This window comes from Rhizobium sp. SRDI943, assembly GCF_057653695.1.
On record NZ_JBYGKN010000002.1, the window covers coordinates 365540 to 381390 of the forward strand.

18 protein-coding genes are annotated in these 15851 nt (G+C 60.5%); 8 read left to right on the forward strand and 10 right to left on the reverse strand.

Annotation, left to right across the window (positions count from 1 at the left end):
* The first annotated feature begins 13 nt into the window (after positions 1-13).
* Together AC245Y_RS25840 and AC245Y_RS25845 are read left to right on the forward strand one after the other, a co-directional pair.
* The gene (locus AC245Y_RS25840; RefSeq protein ID WP_017996038.1) at positions 14-901 is read left to right on the forward strand and encodes a dihydrodipicolinate synthase family protein; all 888 of its coding nucleotides are present in this window, start codon (positions 14-16) and stop codon (positions 899-901) included.
* A 1-nt stretch (position 902) separates the two neighbouring features.
* Positions 903-2249, forward strand: a complete 1347-nt coding sequence (locus tag AC245Y_RS25845; protein WP_017996037.1) for an NAD(P)/FAD-dependent oxidoreductase — start codon at positions 903-905, stop codon at positions 2247-2249.
* Between the two features lie 95 nt (positions 2250-2344).
* Here AC245Y_RS25845 and AC245Y_RS25850 read toward each other — a convergent pair whose 3' ends face one another.
* A complete protein-coding gene (locus AC245Y_RS25850; protein ID WP_003562274.1) occupies positions 2345-2809 on the reverse strand; it encodes an Lrp/AsnC family transcriptional regulator in 465 nt (154 codons plus the stop codon).
* Between the two features lie 125 nt (positions 2810-2934).
* On the opposite strand from AC245Y_RS25850, the gene alr reads away from it, so the two are divergent.
* The 3 genes from alr to AC245Y_RS25865 all read left to right on the forward strand — a co-directional run bounded on the left by alr (position 2935) and on the right by AC245Y_RS25865 (position 6456).
* Complete coding sequence (gene alr, locus AC245Y_RS25855; RefSeq protein ID WP_017996036.1) at positions 2935-4068, forward strand: alanine racemase; 1134 nt, start codon at positions 2935-2937, stop codon at positions 4066-4068.
* 30 nt (positions 4069-4098) lie between these two features.
* Positions 4099-5349, forward strand: a complete 1251-nt coding sequence (locus AC245Y_RS25860) for a D-amino acid dehydrogenase (RefSeq protein WP_017996035.1) — start codon at positions 4099-4101, stop codon at positions 5347-5349.
* An 84-nt stretch (positions 5350-5433) separates the two neighbouring features.
* A complete protein-coding gene (locus AC245Y_RS25865) occupies positions 5434-6456 on the forward strand; it encodes a helix-turn-helix transcriptional regulator (RefSeq protein ID WP_017996034.1) in 1023 nt (340 codons plus the stop codon).
* An 83-nt stretch (positions 6457-6539) separates the two neighbouring features.
* On the opposite strand, the gene aptA is transcribed toward AC245Y_RS25865, so the two are convergent.
* Complete coding sequence (aptA, locus tag AC245Y_RS25870) at positions 6540-7874, reverse strand: omega-aminotransferase AptA (protein ID WP_017996033.1); 1335 nt, start codon at positions 7872-7874, stop codon at positions 6540-6542.
* Positions 7875-8017: 143 nt separating this feature from the next.
* On the opposite strand from aptA, the gene AC245Y_RS25875 reads away from it, so the two are divergent.
* Positions 8018-8566, forward strand: a complete 549-nt coding sequence (locus AC245Y_RS25875; RefSeq protein ID WP_017996032.1) for a cupin domain-containing protein — start codon at positions 8018-8020, stop codon at positions 8564-8566.
* Here AC245Y_RS25875 and AC245Y_RS25880 read toward each other — a convergent pair.
* The 8 genes from AC245Y_RS25880 to AC245Y_RS25915 form a co-directional block, all read right to left on the reverse strand.
* A complete protein-coding gene (locus tag AC245Y_RS25880; RefSeq protein WP_017996031.1) occupies positions 8563-9345 on the reverse strand; it encodes a pyrroline-5-carboxylate reductase in 783 nt (260 codons plus the stop codon). The two genes, AC245Y_RS25875 and AC245Y_RS25880, sit on opposite strands and share 4 nt — an antisense overlap.
* Positions 9346-9658: 313 nt before the next feature.
* Positions 9659-10243, reverse strand: coding sequence for a TadE/TadG family type IV pilus assembly protein (locus AC245Y_RS25885; protein WP_017996030.1), 585 nt, complete (start codon positions 10241-10243; stop codon positions 9659-9661).
* Between the two features lies 1 nt (position 10244).
* Complete coding sequence (locus AC245Y_RS25890) at positions 10245-10775, reverse strand: TadE/TadG family type IV pilus assembly protein (protein ID WP_017996029.1); 531 nt, start codon at positions 10773-10775, stop codon at positions 10245-10247.
* Positions 10772-12157: a TadE/TadG family type IV pilus assembly protein gene (locus AC245Y_RS25895; protein WP_032996855.1), complete on the reverse strand. Its 1386-nt coding sequence runs from the start codon at positions 12155-12157 to the stop codon at positions 10772-10774. The genes AC245Y_RS25890 and AC245Y_RS25895 overlap by 4 nt, the downstream gene beginning before the upstream one ends.
* Before the next feature lie 382 nt (positions 12158-12539).
* Positions 12540-13253, reverse strand: coding sequence for an RNA polymerase sigma factor (locus AC245Y_RS25900; RefSeq protein WP_017996027.1), 714 nt, complete (start codon positions 13251-13253; stop codon positions 12540-12542).
* A 46-nt stretch (positions 13254-13299) separates the two neighbouring features.
* Positions 13300-13626: a cupredoxin domain-containing protein gene (locus AC245Y_RS25905; protein ID WP_003562258.1), complete on the reverse strand. Its 327-nt coding sequence runs from the start codon at positions 13624-13626 to the stop codon at positions 13300-13302.
* A gap of 9 nt (positions 13627-13635) precedes the next feature.
* Positions 13636-14157 (reverse strand): DUF4142 domain-containing protein, encoded by a 522-nt coding sequence (locus tag AC245Y_RS25910; RefSeq protein ID WP_017996026.1) that lies wholly within the window; start codon positions 14155-14157, stop codon positions 13636-13638.
* A 140-nt stretch (positions 14158-14297) separates the two neighbouring features.
* The gene (locus tag AC245Y_RS25915; RefSeq protein ID WP_012755246.1) at positions 14298-14645 is read right to left on the reverse strand and encodes a DUF488 domain-containing protein; all 348 of its coding nucleotides are present in this window, start codon (positions 14643-14645) and stop codon (positions 14298-14300) included.
* Positions 14646-14934: 289 nt separating this feature from the next.
* On the opposite strand from AC245Y_RS25915, the gene AC245Y_RS25920 reads away from it, so the two are divergent.
* Positions 14935-15354 (forward strand): hypothetical protein, encoded by a 420-nt coding sequence (locus AC245Y_RS25920; RefSeq protein ID WP_245274049.1) that lies wholly within the window; start codon positions 14935-14937, stop codon positions 15352-15354.
* Positions 15330-15641, forward strand: coding sequence for a PA3715 family protein (locus AC245Y_RS25925; RefSeq protein ID WP_487762875.1), 312 nt, complete (start codon positions 15330-15332; stop codon positions 15639-15641). The genes AC245Y_RS25920 and AC245Y_RS25925 overlap by 25 nt, the downstream gene beginning before the upstream one ends.
* Positions 15642-15851: the final 210 nt, after the last annotated feature.

Sequence of the window (15851 nt, forward strand, 5' to 3'; positions counted from 1 at the left end):
GGACACCAAACGAATGTCTGACTTCCAGTTTCCAGGCCTGAATCTTGCCATTACCACGCCGTTCGACGATGCCGGACGCATCGACTACGGCAGGCTCGAATACAATGTCGAGCGCTATCTCTCAGCAGGCGTCAGGAGCTTCCTGTTCAGCTCCGGCACCGGCATGCACGTCTATCTTTCCAAGGAGGAATCCGAGGAGCTGATCCGGCGCGGAGCGCAGATCGTCAATGGCCGGGCGAAGGTGATTGCGCAGACTTCCGCGCTTCTGGTGGAAGACGTCGTCGAACGCACGATCCGCGCGCGCGACGCCGGCGCCGAAGGCGTGATGGTTCTACCGCCCTTCTTCGAAGGGCCGACCGACGACCTAGACATCGTCGATTTCTACAGCGAGGTTGCGAAGGCCGGTCTTCCGGTGATTGGCTACAACGTTCCCCAGGCGGTCGGCGTCGCCGTCACGCCCGAACTTCTCGACAAGCTGAGCGAAATCCCCGGCTTTTGTGCCGTCAAGGACAGCAGCGGCGATCTTGGAAAGCAGGCAGCACTTATCCGCACCGGCCGTTTCGTCATGAACGGCGCTGACCCTCTCGTTCCCTATGCGCTCTATGCCGGATGCGACGGCCTGATCTGGGGTGGGGCGAACTTCGCTCCGAAAACCTGCGTCGCCCTCGTCGAGGCCGCCGCCGAGCACAAGTGGGACGAGGTTCGCGCGCTCTGGAAAATCTTGGAGACGTCGATGGGGTTGATCTGGGAAGGCGATTACGTGCAGTCCGTCTATGCGGCGGCGGATCTGGTGGGCTACGGCGCCGGCGTTCCGCGAAAACCGCTGCGGGGGCTTGCCCCCGAAAAGCTTCCGGCCATCCGGCGCTCCCTCGAAACGCTCATGGAGCGGGAAGCGATCTGACGTGACCCAGGCCGCAAGGAATGTCTTCGTCGCTTCCAGGCTGCCGAAACGCGCAGGCGTTTCGGGCTGGGTGGCCATGCTTGCGCCCCGCACGCCACGGCCGGCGCTGACCGGACCGGTCATTGCCGACGTCGCGATCATCGGCGGTGGTTTCGCCGGCCTTTCCGCGGCCCGGCGCATCTCACGTTTGGACCCGGCCGCGCGGGTCGCCGTCCTTGAAGCGGGCATTGTCGGCGAGGGGCCAGCGGGCGCGAATTCGGGCTTCATCATCGACCTGCCGCACGAGGTCTCGTCCGACGATTTCAGCGGAGAGACGGAGGCCAGGTTCAGGCAATCCGTGCTCATTCAGCGCTCGGCCATCGCTCTGGCGACCGAGATGGCGACGGAAGATGGCTGGGGCAAGGAGGTGTTCGATCCCTGTGGCCGATACAGCGTCGCCATTAGCGCGGAAGGCGACAAGCACCTCGATGACTATGCGCAGCAGCTCACGAACATGGGCGAAGACCATCGGCTCCTGAGCGCCGGGGAGATCGAGGCAGTAACGGGATCGCCGGTTTACACCTCCGGTCTGTTCATGCCCGGCACGATCATCGTGCAGCCCGCCGCCTACATTCGCGCGGTCGCCGACTGCCTGAAGGAGCCTGTCACCCTTTGCGAGCGGACGCCGGCGCTCTCGTTCGAGCGCTCCGGTACGGGATGGCTCGTCAAGACGCCGCAGGGTTCCGTGCAGGCGGCAAAGATCATCATGGCAAACAATGGACATGTGGAGAGCTTCGGCTTCTTCCCGCAACGCCTGCTCCACGTCTTCACCTACGCCTCCCTCACCGAGGCGTTCGACCCCTCGCGCCTCGGTGGAGAGCGGAAGTGGGCCGCCACTCCCGCCCTGCCGATGGGAACGACCGTCCGCCGCATCAGCACCGGCGCCGGCGACCGGATCCTGGTGCGCTCGCGCTACAGCTATAATCCGAGCATCGCAGTCAGCGACGCCGCGATCCAGCGGGCCGGCCGCCTCCACGACGGCAAGTTTTCAAAACGCTTTCCCACCCTTGGCGGCGTCGGGATGCAGTATCGCTGGGCCGGCGCGATGGCGCTCACACGCAATCATGTTCCGGCATTCGGCGAGATCGAGCGTGGCGTATTCGCGGCATGCGGCTGCAACGGCCTTGGAGCGTCGAACTCGACAGCATCAGGGATCGCGGCTGCGGAGCTGGCGCTCGGACATGATTCCGAACTCGGCCGCGTCTACGCGCGCCTGGCTGCCCCGACGGCATTGCCGCCGCAGCCGTTCACGACGATCGGAGCAAAGATCCACCTCGCCTATCGCGAGTGGAGCGCAGGATCCGAGTGACGAGGGGTCTCCAGTCTGCGCCAGCGCCGAAGTTGACGATACAGCGAGGCTGGTCATGCGCGCGATCCGGCTGGGTGTGCGGGTGGTATCGCGGTTCAGCGCCGGCCCCTCGTGCGCGTCGCCAGGACATTGCGGATCGAGAAGCTGGAATGAATCCTGAGGACACCGGGCAAGGTCGACAGGATCTCCTTGTGGATCCGCTCGAACTCGCCGGCATTGGCAACCTCCACGCGCAGCAGATAGTCCGAACCGCCCGTCATCAGAAAACATTCCCGGATCTCGGGATGCCGCCGGACTGCCGCCTCGAGGCGGTCGAGATAGTCTTCTGTTTGTCGTTCGAGAGTGATGTTGATGATCACGGCGATCATCTCATCCGCATTGCCGGTGTCTACCAGCACCGTATAGCCGCGGATCACGCCTGATTTTTCCATGATCTTGATGCGCCTGAGGCAGGCCGAGGGAGAGAGACCGATTTCGGCGGCGAGCTTGGCATTGCTCATGCGGGCATCAAGACGCAGCAGTCTCAGAATATTGCGATCGATCGCGTCGAGGGCAGCCATGGTGGATCATTCCAAATTGTGATTGATTATGCGAATATTTAGCAAATCATGCAATAATCGATTGCTGAATGGCCGGCAATTTCGCTCATTCTTTCATAAACTCCTGAGATCGAAAAGGGGTGGACATGGATAGCTATATTTTGGTTTCCCGCACACGCATTGCGACGACCACGCAGGGAGCCACGGGCTATCTGACGATCGATCTTGCCGCCCTTGGTCGTAACTATCGCAAGCTCGTATCGATGCTGGCGTCGGTCCGCGCCGGCGCCGTCGTCAAGGCCGACGCCTATGGCCTTGGCGCCGAGCGGGTCGGAAGAACGCTTTACAGTGAAGGTTGCAGGCACTTCTTCGTCGCCCAGTTTGTCGAGGCCTTGAGGCTCCGGCCGGCCCTTGCGCACGATGCCCAGATTTTCGTGCTGAACGGCTTGCAGCCGGGTTACGAGATCGCCTGCGCCGAGATGGGCGTCGTTCCGGTTCTCAATTCACTGGCGCAGTGGCGGCAATGGTCGACGGCTGCGCGCATTCTGAAGCGCTGCCTGCCAGCCGTCCTGCAGTTCGACACCGGCATGTCGCGGCTCGGTTTTCCCGAGGAGGAAAGGGCGGAGCTGGCGGCAGCCCTTAGCGGCAGCACCAATGTCGAAATCCTGTTCATCATGAGCCATCTGGCTTCGGCCGATGACATGGATAGCGATCAGAACGGCGAGCAGATTGCCGAGATGTCCCGCATCGCCGACGAGTTTCCCGGCTTCGACATTTCCTTCGCCAATTCCGGCGGCGTTTTCCTGGGCGACCCCTATCACGGCGTACTCGCCCGCCCCGGCATCGCGCTTTATGGCGGCGCTCCGAACGCCGGCGAGAAGAACCCGATGGAGCCGGTCGTCAGCCTCAATGTCGCCGTCGTGCAGACGCGCACCGTTCCGGCGGGTGCAAAGGTCGGCTATGGCGGCGCGCATGTGACGCAACGGGAAACGCGTCTCGCCACCATTGCAGCCGGCTATGCCGATGGTCTGCCGCGATGCCTCGGCGACCGCGGCGCCGTCTATTTCAAGGGAATCCGCCTGCCGATCGTCGGCCGCGTGTCGATGGACAGTGCGACCGTCGACATATCAGCACTGCCCGAAGGGGCGCTGACCTTCGGCAGTCTCGTCGAGGTGCTTGGCCGCCATCAGACGCTCGAGGACATCGCCCGCGATGCCGGCACCATTTCTTACGAAATCCTAACGGGCCTGGGCGATCGTTACGACAGGCAATATCGCTGAGAGCCGGCGGCTCCAATCATTGGGGACATCATGAAGGTCATCGTTCTAGGAGCCGGCATCGTCGGCGTCACGTCCGCTTATCAACTGGCCAAGGCCGGCCATGAGGTCACGGTCGTCGACCGGCAGCCTGGTCCGGCGCTGGAGACGAGCTTTGCCAATGCCGGCGAAGTCTCCTTCGGCTATTGCTCGCCATGGGCGGCACCCGGCATTCCCATGAAGGCCATGAAGTGGCTGTTCATGAAACATGCGCCGCTCGTCCTGCGACCGAAACTCGACATGGCCATGCTCTCCTGGATGGCCAGGATGCTGTCGAACTGCACCTCCGAGCGCTACGCGATCAACAAGAGCCGCATGCTGCGCCTTGCCGACTACAGCCGCATCGCGCTGGCTGATCTTCGCGCCGAGACCGGCATCGCCTACGACGAACGCATGCAGGGAACCCTGCAGCTGTTCCGCACGCAGCAGCAACTGGAGGCCTCGGCAAAGGATGTCAAAGCGCTGGCTGCCGACGGCATTCCCTATGAGGTGCTGGATCGGGACGGCTGCATCCGCTTCGAGCCGGCGCTGAAACATGTGCGCGACAAGATTGTCGGCGGTCTGCTGACGCCGAAGGACGAAACCGGCGACTGCTTCAAGTTCACCAACGCGCTGGCCGCCAAGGCCGAGGCGCTCGGTGTCCGCTTCGTTTACGGAACGACGATCAAGGCACTGGATGTCGAGGCCGGCCGGGTGCGCGGAGTCATCACCGATCGTGAGCGGATGAGCGCGGAGGCTGTGGTGGTTGCGCTCGGCAGCTATTCGCCGCTGCTGCTGAAGCCGCTCGGCATCAGGCTGCCCGTCTATCCCGTTAAGGGCTATTCGCTCACCATCCCGATCACCGAGGCGTCACGGGCGCCGGAATCGACCGTCATGGATGAGACCTACAAGATTGCGATCACCCGGCTCGGCGACCGCATCCGGGTCGGCGGCATGGCGGAAATATCGGGCTATACCAACGATCTCGGATTGGCTCGCCGCAGCACGCTGGAACATTCTGTCACCGATCTCTTCCCCGGCGGCGATGTTTCCAAGGCCTCCTTCTGGTCCGGCCTGCGCCCGATGACGCCTGATGGCACGCCGGTCATCGGCGCGACCAAGGTCGCCGGCCTCTTCCTCAATACCGGTCACGGCACGCTCGGCTGGACCATGAGTACCGGTTCGGCCAGGCTCATCGGCGATCTCGTCAGCGGCGGCCAGCCGGAAATCGACGTGAGAGATCTCGCAATCAGCCGCTACGGTTGACACCGCCCGGCAACGCAAAAAAAGAGACGAACATGATTGCGAAAATCCATTATCACTTGTGTACATCGTCTTTCGGGGTCACGAATGTCCGTTAATTCTCATATACATAACGATGGCAGCCTCGCCCAACAGCTGGCGATGCAGAGCATGTTGTTTCGGGAAACGGCGCACAGTGGAACGGACCCGGATGCGCTCTCGGAAATATTGTCGACGCCAAACTCCCCGATCAAGGTTGCGGCGGAAGGCAATATGCCGATTGCATACCACTGCAATTTCGTCTCCGTCGGAGAAGAGGTAACCGTCGCCGACTGTACCTACGAAGGCACAATCCTGATCAGGCGGGAAGCGCCCAGCGACAGGATGATCGTTTTTCTACCGATGACAGGGAACGCATCCTTCGAGGGCATGCGGGAGCAAATATATTCCGTTCCCGCCCGTGGCACGATCCTTGAGGCAGGTCGTGCCGCGGGTGCTCGCCTGTTCGGCCCCCGCCGTCATTTTGGCCTGTTCGTCGATCAGGCCAAGATCACCAGCCACCTCACGCATATGTTCGACAGAACGATCAGCGGCGACGTCGACTTTCATCCGCACATCGATCTGACGACCGGTCCGGGGCTTGTATTGCAGCAAATTGTCTCGAGCCTCCATCGCGGCCTCAGCGGGAACGGACCGCTGCAGCGGTCGCCGCTGGCTGCCGGCTCGCTCTGCGACGCGGCGATCTATCTGCTTCTGGAGACCTGCCCCAATCGTTATTCGAACGAGCTTGCGCTGCCTGCTCCGGCGCCGGCCCCACGCCATGTGAAGTGGGCAATCGACTTCATGCAGGAACACGTCGCCGAGCCGATTTCGCTCAACGATATCGCGATGGCAGCCAAGGTCAGCGTTCGGACTTTGCAACAGGGTTTCCGGCAGTTCAGGGATACGACCCCGATGTCCTACCTGCATGACCTTCGGATGGCCGCCGCCCATCGAGATTTGCTCGGGTCCGACGGGAAGCAGGTCGTCGCCGATGTCGCGCTCAGATGGGGGTTTACGCATCTGGGGCGATTTGCTGCCGAATACAGGAAGCGTTTCGGCCAATTGCCGTCACAGACCTTGAAGCGCTGAGCTCTATCTCGGCGTGCCGGATGGCTCGTCGACGATGGACCAGACGTCCGATCGCCGACGGGAACACCACGTCGGATGCGGATCTATGCTGCGCGCTTCAAGGCATCGCCGAGCATCGCGACGATCGTGTCGATCTGGTCTTTCTCGATGATAAGCGGCGGAGAAAGCGCGATGATGTCGCCGGTCACCCGGATCAGCAGGCCCTTTTCGAAGCAGTCGACGAAGATTTCGTAAGCGCGGGTTCCCGGCGCTCCTTCACGAGGAGCTAGTTCGACCGCGCCGACCAGTCCGAGATTGCGGATGTCGACGACATGAGGCAGGCCATTCAGCGAATGAAGGGCCTCCTGCCAGTATTCGGCGAGCTCGGATGCGCGCGTCAGCAAGCCTTCTTCCTCGTATATCTCGAGCGTAGCGAGCCCGGCTGCGCAGGCGACCGGATGGCCGGAATAGGTATAGCCATGGAAGAGTTCGATCGCATTTTCCGGTCCGACCATCAGGCCGTCATAGACCTTGCGGCTGGCAAAGACCGCGCCCATCGGGATCGTGCCGTTGGTGATGCCTTTTGCCGTGGTGATCAGGTCGGGCACGACGTCGAAGTAGTCGGTCGCAAAAGGGGTGCCGAGACGCCCGAAGCCGGTGATGACCTCGTCGAAGATCAGCAGAATCCCGTGCTTGTCGGCGGTTGCGCGCAGCTTCTCCAGATAGCCCTTCGCAGGCAAGACGACGCCTGCTGATCCCGACATCGGCTCGACGATGACAGCCGCGATGGTCTCGGCGCCGTGCAACTGCACCAGGCGCTCGAGATCGTCCGCCAGTTCGACGCCGTGGGCGGGGAGGCCCTTTGAAAACGCATTGCGCCCGATGTCGAGCGTGTGGCGCATATGGTCGGCCGGTATTTGCGGGAAGACCCGCCGGTTGTTGACGAGACCGCCGACAGAAATGCCGCCGAACCCGACGCCATGATATCCCTTCTCGCGCCCGATGATCCGTGTGCGGGTGCCCTGGCCGATCGCCCGCTGATAGGCGATGGCGATCTTGAGCGCCGTATCGACCGATTCCGAGCCTGAGCCGGTGAAGAAGATCCTGTCGAGCTTGGCGTCAGGACCGCCCGGCGCGTTCGCAGCCAGTTTTGCAGCGAAGTCGAAGGCGATCGGATGCCCCATCTGAAAGGTCGGCGCGTAGTCGAGGGTTGCAAGCTGTCGCTCGACGGCTTGGGCGATCTTCTTGCGGCCGTGGCCGGCGTTGCAGCACCAGAGCCCGGCCGTGCCGTCAAGCACCTGATGTCCATCGATGTCGGTGTAGTACATGCCCTCTGCGGCTGCGAGTAGCCGCGGCGTGGCCTTGAATTGCCGGTTCGCGGTGAACGGCATCCAGAAATTTTCGAGTACGGGCGCGTTCGTTTTGCTGAGCTGGTCCATCCTGGCCTCCTTTGGGATGGCGCCGAGAATGGCAATTTCTTCCTTTCAAACAAGTCCTTTTCTTTGTCGGTGCAAGCTATTGAAATTCAATGGTTGGAAGGATATTAATTTGGATATTCTGGACAACACAAACGGGTAGCATCATGTCAGTCGATATCGGCAACCGCCTTCGCTATCTCCGCATCGCCCATAAGCTTTCCCAGCGTGAGCTCGCCAAGCGCACCGGCGTGCCGAACTCGACGATCTCGCTGATCGAATCGAACGCCTCCAACCCGTCGGTCGGGGCTTTGAAGCGAATTCTGGACGGTATCCCCATCGGCCTGGCGGAATTCTTCGCCTTCGAGCCCGAGCGTCCAAGGAAGGCCTTCTATGCGGCCGAGGAGTTGGTGGAGATCGGCAAGGGCGCCATTTCCTACAGGCAGGTTGGAGAAAACCTGTTCGGGCGCAGCCTGCAAATACTCAAGGAATGTTACCAGCCGGGCGCCGATACCGGAAAGGTTCCGCTTGTTCACGAGGGGGAGGAGGGCGGGATCGTGCTCTCTGGAAGGCTCGAGGTGACGGTCGACGACGAGCGGCGTATCCTTGGAGCGGGTGACGCCTACTATTTCGAAAGCAGGCGCCCGCACCGCTTCCGCTGCGTCGGACCGGTGCCCTGCGAGGTCATCAGCGCCTGCACGCCGCCGACGTTCTAGTTCTTGCCCTCGATGCGGGCAAGCACGCCATCGAGTGCGGCGGTCAGTGCGGCAAGGCCGCCCTTCTTCTCGAAGTCTGAAAGAACCTGCTCGTTCAGTCCTCCCTTGGTCGCGAATTCGCGGCTCAGCGCGCTGAACGGTTCATTGCCGGGGCTGTTCGCTTTCTGCGCGAGGCTTGCAAAGAGCGGCGCAATGTAGGCCTGTCCCTTCGCCTTTTCGAGGCCGCTTCTTTCCAGCCAGACGGCAACTTGCTCCATGATGCCGAAATAGGTCGACATCATTGCGCTCGCTGCCGCGAGAAGATCATATTCCTTTCTGGACTGGCATTGGACGGCCGTTCCGAGCGTGTCGAAAAGCGCCGCGACGGCGGTATCAGGCGGATAGACGGCGGTGACGCCTTGCCGGCCTGCGACGAAGGGCAGGGGGATCGCCTGCACCAGATGCACGTCGGCGCCAATCCATTCGATAAGAGCCTGGCGCTCCGTCGCCGCAACGAGGCTGACGACCATTTGGCCATCCCTGAACGATAGCGCACGCACGACCTCCTCGGCGACCTGCGGCCGTATCGCCAGGAACACCATGTCGCTGCGTTCGACGACGTCCTGATTGTCCTTGGCAATTCTGACGGCGGCGAATTCTTCTGCCAGCGTCGCGGCGATGTGAGCGCTTCGTGGAGAAACGTGAATTTCGGAGGCATAGGCCGGCTCATTCAGAAGGCCGCGAACCATGGCCTCGGTAATTGCGCCGGTTCCGACGAAGCCGATACTGTCGATTTTCATTTGATTACTCCGCAGCCCGCAGCGGGCCTAACGCGACATAGGCCAAGCCACATCGCCTACAACACGACAAAGGCGACCGTTGCCACCTCCAAGCCAGTACCCCGCGACTATGCACCCGACAGGGACCGGGTCAATGCCGTCTACGTCACATCCGGGGTCACGCGGTTCTGCGGTCGGATGAGCGGAAGCCGTGGTTGGAAAGGGCCGGTCGAACGCGGTGGCGATATGCCGGACCTGGAGACGATCAATCGTGGAGGACTATAATGATAGTCGCAGCTGTGGGGCCTCCAGGCGATTGCGACAAGCCTGGAGCTTATTTGTAAGTGATCTTGTCGCCGACCCTCGGGCGATTGAAGTAATGGCGATCGAAGCTGTAGCCATTCTGCCCGGTGAAGTTTGAAAAGAACGCCGAGACCGGCGTCGTCAATGTGTACTGCACCCTGGTCAGCACCACCTGCACGCCATCATCCTGGATTTCCGAAGGGACCTCGATTGTACTCGCCGCGCCGGAGTTAAGGGCGGAGGTGTTGAGTGCTGCAGACCAGTTGACCGTCGCGCTGCCGCTCTTGGCGATATCGTCCACCGCGACGGTGATCGTCAGCCCTGTCGTCTCATAGGGCTGCAGGATGAAGCTGGCGCCAGAGAGAAGCTTGGCGACGTCGGACTTCGTCCAGGAGCCCTGCTGTGAAATCATGTCGCCTGTGGAGGAGGCAATCTCGTCTATCTTTCGGCTGACTGTGAGCGCATGGCCGAGATCGACGGTGCCGAACAGGAGCATCACCAGGATCGGCAACACCAGCGCGAATTCCACACCCGAAGCCGCTGACCGGTCGCGCACGAGATGACGGGTGCGGGATCGGGCGAAGCGGAAGAAGGACAGGCTCCGTTTCATGATCATCTCAGAAAGGCTCGTTGCGGAACAGAACGGAAGATCCGAGCAGGTAGCGGCCGTCGGAAAGCTTGGCGCTCGAAAGGCTGAAGAAATTGACGACGGCTGTCCATGGCAGGAACGTCTGAACCAGGATGTAGTCGCTGCCTTTGCCGATGTCATAGGTCTCGGTGACCGTGAGATTGCCGCTGTCGTCGATGGGATCGGTGCTGGCGGCCGACGAGAGGTCGGAAAGCACGATCACCTTGACCAGCAGACCGCTGGAGCAGCTGAAGGACAGAAGCATGTCGTTGCAGATTCTGGTCTTGAAATCGGCCAGCGTGATCTTGGAGGATGCAACCTCGCCGGTGCGGATCATTCGGGAGATCTTGTGCACGGACGCGTCCAGCGCCGAGTTGACGAAGAACATCAGCGACACTTCGATAATGCCGAATATCATGATGAAGAGCGGCAGAGCCAGGATCGCAAATTCGATCGCAGCGACCCCTTTGCGATCGCCGAACAGGCGGCGCAACGATGCGAAGCGTTTCCCTCGCCTCATTGGGTCAACCGGACGGATGCGAGATATTGGGTGAAAAGCGCCGACAGGCCTGCGGTGATCTCGGTCGATGACGATGCTGATAGGAACAGGCTCTTGGACGATGCGCAGTCGGAAAGCGCATAGGGGATGTAATCCCGTCTCGTGATGCTGGTCGACACGCCACTTTGCATGATGCCACCATAGGTGCCTTTCCAGTTGGCGCTGGCCATGGTCGAACCGACAGTTGCGTTGTAGCCCCAATCCGACGTGAGCGGCAGGTATTCGGTATAGAGCACCGCCATGGTGGCGGACTGGTCTTTGAGGTAGGCGCACCAGGCTGGATTGAGCGGCGCCACCTTGTTCCAGTACGTCCCGGAAATTGCCTTGTTGTTCGACCATGTGACCTTGTCGGTCACCCATTCGCGCTGCGATTGGACGCCGTCCGTCAGCAGGAGAACCAGCTTGAGCGGCGAGTTCGAGGCCGTCCCGTCCCCGCCCGTGCCGACTTTCTGTTTGAGCGTTGCCAGGGAGACGTCGAAATAGGTGGCTGCCTTCGAGGTCGCGCTGGTGAGGCCGTAGCTTGCGTCCGCGAGGCGGTTGCGCGCCGTGTCCGTGCTGAGCGTCGGGGCCAGAACTTCCGTAAGGGTATCGCCGAGGCTATATAATCCGACCTTGATGCGTTGATGATTGCTGTCTGAGGTGTCGATCAGCGCAAGCACGTCCTTGACGGCATCACCGGCGACGTCGGCGCGCAACTTTATGTTCTTGGCAGTGCTGTATTCGTAATTGTTGTTGTATGTCTTGTTGCCGATTTTGTGCGCGTCGCCCGTGTGGCAGGCGAACTGGCAGCCGATGCCGGAATACATGGTCGCCTGGCCGGCCGTTGTTGCCGCCAGAAGCATCGACGGGGATGTGTCGATGACGATATAGACGTTAAGATAGGAGGTGGCCGGCCCCTTGACGGCGCTTGCCACGCTGACGTCAACGGTGTCGATGTTGGCGATCTTCATCAGCGTCGTCGGAACCGTGCCGCTGGCTGTCGCCGTGATCTTATGGTTTGATGTGTCAATGTTGATGTCGCCAAGCGTATAGCTGTTTTCCACCTGCGCGTGGAACCAGTCGGAAACCTTTTGCTTGAGGGCGACGGCGTCGTCGGTATCGATCTCTTTGACTGCGGCGATCAGCGCCGTGTCCAGGTCGCTCTGCATCCTCTGGCGGACATTGTAGGTCCTGATGTAGTCAAAGCTCGCGCCGACTGCGACGATCATCGGCACCAGGGTGAGGGCAACGACGATCGCGACATTGCCGCCCCTATCCCTACCGAGACCACGAAGGGTTTGGAAGACCCGAGCAAGTGAATATGAAAGACCCGAGCGCAAAAAGACCACCGTCAAATAAGTCATACTAATATGCAAGAAGTATCCGGATTGCTTAAGTCTCTGTTAATTATTGTATTTTCCGCCACAAAATGGCCGCCGCCGCGCTATTTCCTGCGCAAATTGTATATGTCTGCGAATTATGGATAGGCGCGGAACGACATCGCATGGCCTTTCACGCTGAGCGGATCGCATACGTGCGGCCGGAAGTGGGCACACGCCCGGCCCTCATCCGCGACCTCTCCAGCGTCATCGTTCAACAGCCTTAGCTGTCCAAGCGGAGATCCGCACGTTCGGCAGCATGTTCTTCTAATTTCCACTGCTCTTGCGCCGGAGACCTGACCGACGAAGCGGGCCGAGCTCGAGACGCTCAAGGCCGGAGGATTTATCCCGTCAATAGTGCGAGACATCATGACATCTCGTTGCCAAGGGCGGCGATGACGCGGTCGGCCATGAAAGCGCAACGGACGCCGTCGAACGGGAAGAGGGCCGAGAATGCGCCGGAGAGCTGTTTTTCGATGGACTGGCGCATCATCCTGCGCGCCCGGTGCAGCCGGGTCTTGGCCGTTTCGGGTCTTATGCCGAGATACGAGGCAGCCTCCTCCGTGCTCATGCCTTCGACATCCCGCAGCACGAACACGGCGCGAAAATCGTCCGGGAGCCCGTCGACCGCATTTTCGAGGAGATGCCGCGCCTGGCTCCTGGACAGCTCGGTTTCCGGATCAGTTGCGGACAGGGAAGACGGAAACTGTAACACTTCGCCACCCGGCGCCGTCGTCTGCATGTCGATTTCCTCGAGTCCGGTGGTGTTCCTTCGGGCCCGCACACGGCTGAGCGCCTCGTTGAGGGTAATGCGGGTCAGCCATGTCGAAAGTTGCGCCTCGCCCCGGAATGTCGCCAGACTGGTGAAGGCCTTGATATAGGCGGCCTGGACGATGTCTTCCGCCTCCGCATCATTGCGGATGACGGCGCGCGCCGTCCGGAACAGGCGCTGATTGTGACGTTGAACGATGGCGCGGATGGCGAGCTCGTCGCCTGCTTTTGCCAAGAGCACGAGATCGGTGTCGGACAGTATCGACATCTGCTGCCGGTGTCGCTCGGCCGTAACCGGAATGGCTGTCATAGGGAGTCCTCCGCCCCGCTCGCCTGTCTTTCGATTGGAGCCCGGCCTATGGCCGGACGTCCAGCTTGCCCGTCATGGCGGGATGAAAGCGACAATAGAAATCGACCGCTCCCGCTTGGGCGACCGTCATGCGGGCTTCCGATTTCGGCGGCAGGTCGATATCGAAGCTCTTGTCGCGAGCGGTTGCCGTGTGCCGGAATATATCATCGTTTCGCCAGACGATCACATCGCCGACACGCAGCTCGGCAGGCGGCGAGCCGAATTTCATGCCGGTGATGGTGATCTGATAGTCGGCCGCCGAGGCAACCCCGTTGCCCGCCCAAAGCAGTGCAGACAGCAGCGGGAGCCGTAGCGATTTCATCAGCGAGCCCATTCCTCAAGCCTATTTGATCATGGAAGCCAGATGCTCGGCATGCATCTGGTGCTCCTTGAATAGCGTCAGGCCCGTTTCCAGCAGCGACTTGAGCTCTTTATTCTCAGCCGACGGGATCAAGGTGTTGGCAAGCGCGTCGTTGACCGACTTGTGATAGGCGACTTCGTTTTCGACATAGGCCTTGTCAAACGCCGCGCCGTCGAGCGCCTCCAGCGTCGTCAGTTCCTTGGTCGCCTGTGTCGACAGGGACTGGCTGACTGCGTTGTCTTCGGGCGTCACCTTCAGCTTCTTGACGAGGGCGAGCGCCTTATCATTGACGGCCTTGTGGTCGCGCTCCATGGTTTTGGCGAATGCTATGACGTCGGCATTCTTGCTCTTCTTCAAAGCCTGCTCTGCCGCGGTGACATCGATCTGCCCCGCCGTATAGGCGATGTGGGCGATCTGAGGATCGGTCGGCTTGGCATCGGCGGCGATCGAAGCGGTGCCGAGTGAGGCCGCCATTAGGGTGGCGCCGAGAATTCGTTTCAACATGATCTGTCTCCCTTGTGTCGTGGCCGAATGTCTTCCGGCAGCAACGGTGATGCGCCTTGGGAAGCGAACATTGGATGCAGATCGAGCGAAAAGGTTCCCGGAAATTTCGGGACCCAGAGAAACAGCTTGTCACCGACGCGTCAGTCTTTGCCGAGGAAGCGCTGAAGCACGATGGCATGATTGTGGGCCATGTCTTTTGCAGCGTAGAGAAGCGTCACGTCCTCTTGTCGGATCTGGCGTTTCAACTCCTCGACGGAGGATGGATTTTTCTCCAGCTCGTTTTGATACCGGCGCTGGAACTCGGTCCATTTGGCCGGATCATGGCCGAACCATCGGCGTAGCGCCGGGCTTGGTGCGATATCCTTCAGCCAGATATCGACTGCCGCATCTTGCTTGCTCAACCCGCGCGGCCATAGCCGGTCGATCAGGATGCGCGTGCCGTCCTTGTCGTCTTTCGGCTCGTAGATTCGTTTGAGGTGCAAGGACATTTGTTCACCCGACATAAGTTCGAAAGCCAATCTAGACGAATACGCGTGACAGGGCTTTGGTTCCGGGCTCGAGCCCGCGGCTCGATCGGGTGGGTGGCACAGGCAGCCATCGCACTCAACTTAGGAATATAGGTTGTCGGTCGGCCACAGATGAACGCCTCCGATTGCTGTAGCATTGTCGCGGCCAACTGATGCTCTTCGGTCCTTGGCCGCTGATATTTTTCGATTCTCCCAATATTGCCAAATGTCACGTTTCGAATATGCCTGTGGCTTTGCGGAGGGATTTGCATTGACGCAGCTTTCGAACGCCCGCGCTTCATTCTTCGAACTGATCGTTCTGATCGGACTCGGCGTTGCTGTCAGCGCTCCAGCGGCATCGGCGGGCCAGAACCAATGCGCCGGCCGCGCCTCAGACATCATCCGTCTTGCCTATCCGGGTGCCAAAAACGCCGACGACGCTTTTCTGTTTGGGGGCGCAACCATCACATTGCCGACAGACGACAATGTCGACGGCGATCCGCGTCGGGTGAATTGCCGGATCTGGCCAGCTCAACCGCAACTGACCCTTGTTGCTGTCCCCTTGATGACAGAGCAGTCGGATTCGGAAAACGAGGGGGACATCGAACTGCTCGTGGTCGACAGCACCAATCTTCATGTAAAGCGCGCCTGCGTCTTCAGGGACTTATGTCCGACGATGCCATTCATGTAGAAAGCGTCGCCTTCGATACCGCACGTTATCAACTCGCTCCTGGGAAAACGGCTTTTGGATTGCGTGTTACGCTGGAAGGTAGTTCGCGCGCCAATCCATTCGGCGAAACGACCTTATGGCTCTTCTCAGTTGACGCTGATGGGCTGAAGCCGGTTCTCGACAATATTGTCGCCAGCGAGAACCACGGAGAATGGGATACCGCCTGTGCCGGTGAGTTTGATGAAACCACGCGCACGCTTTCAATGGGTTCACCAGCAAAAGCCGTGTTTGCCGATGGAATGATATAGTCGTAGCCGAAAAAACGACCACTTCCGTTGCCACTGTCGGAAAGGATGGTGATTGCCAGAGCGAAGATAAAACGACGATTGGCAAACACCGGCTGCGTTACGACGGATCGAAATATATCGTTCCCAAAGATCTGAAGCGCGATGAGTAAGAGGATGTTTGTCCAGGCCGGTGATGGCCGCAATGACCGGGACAACTGCGATAGAGCGCCG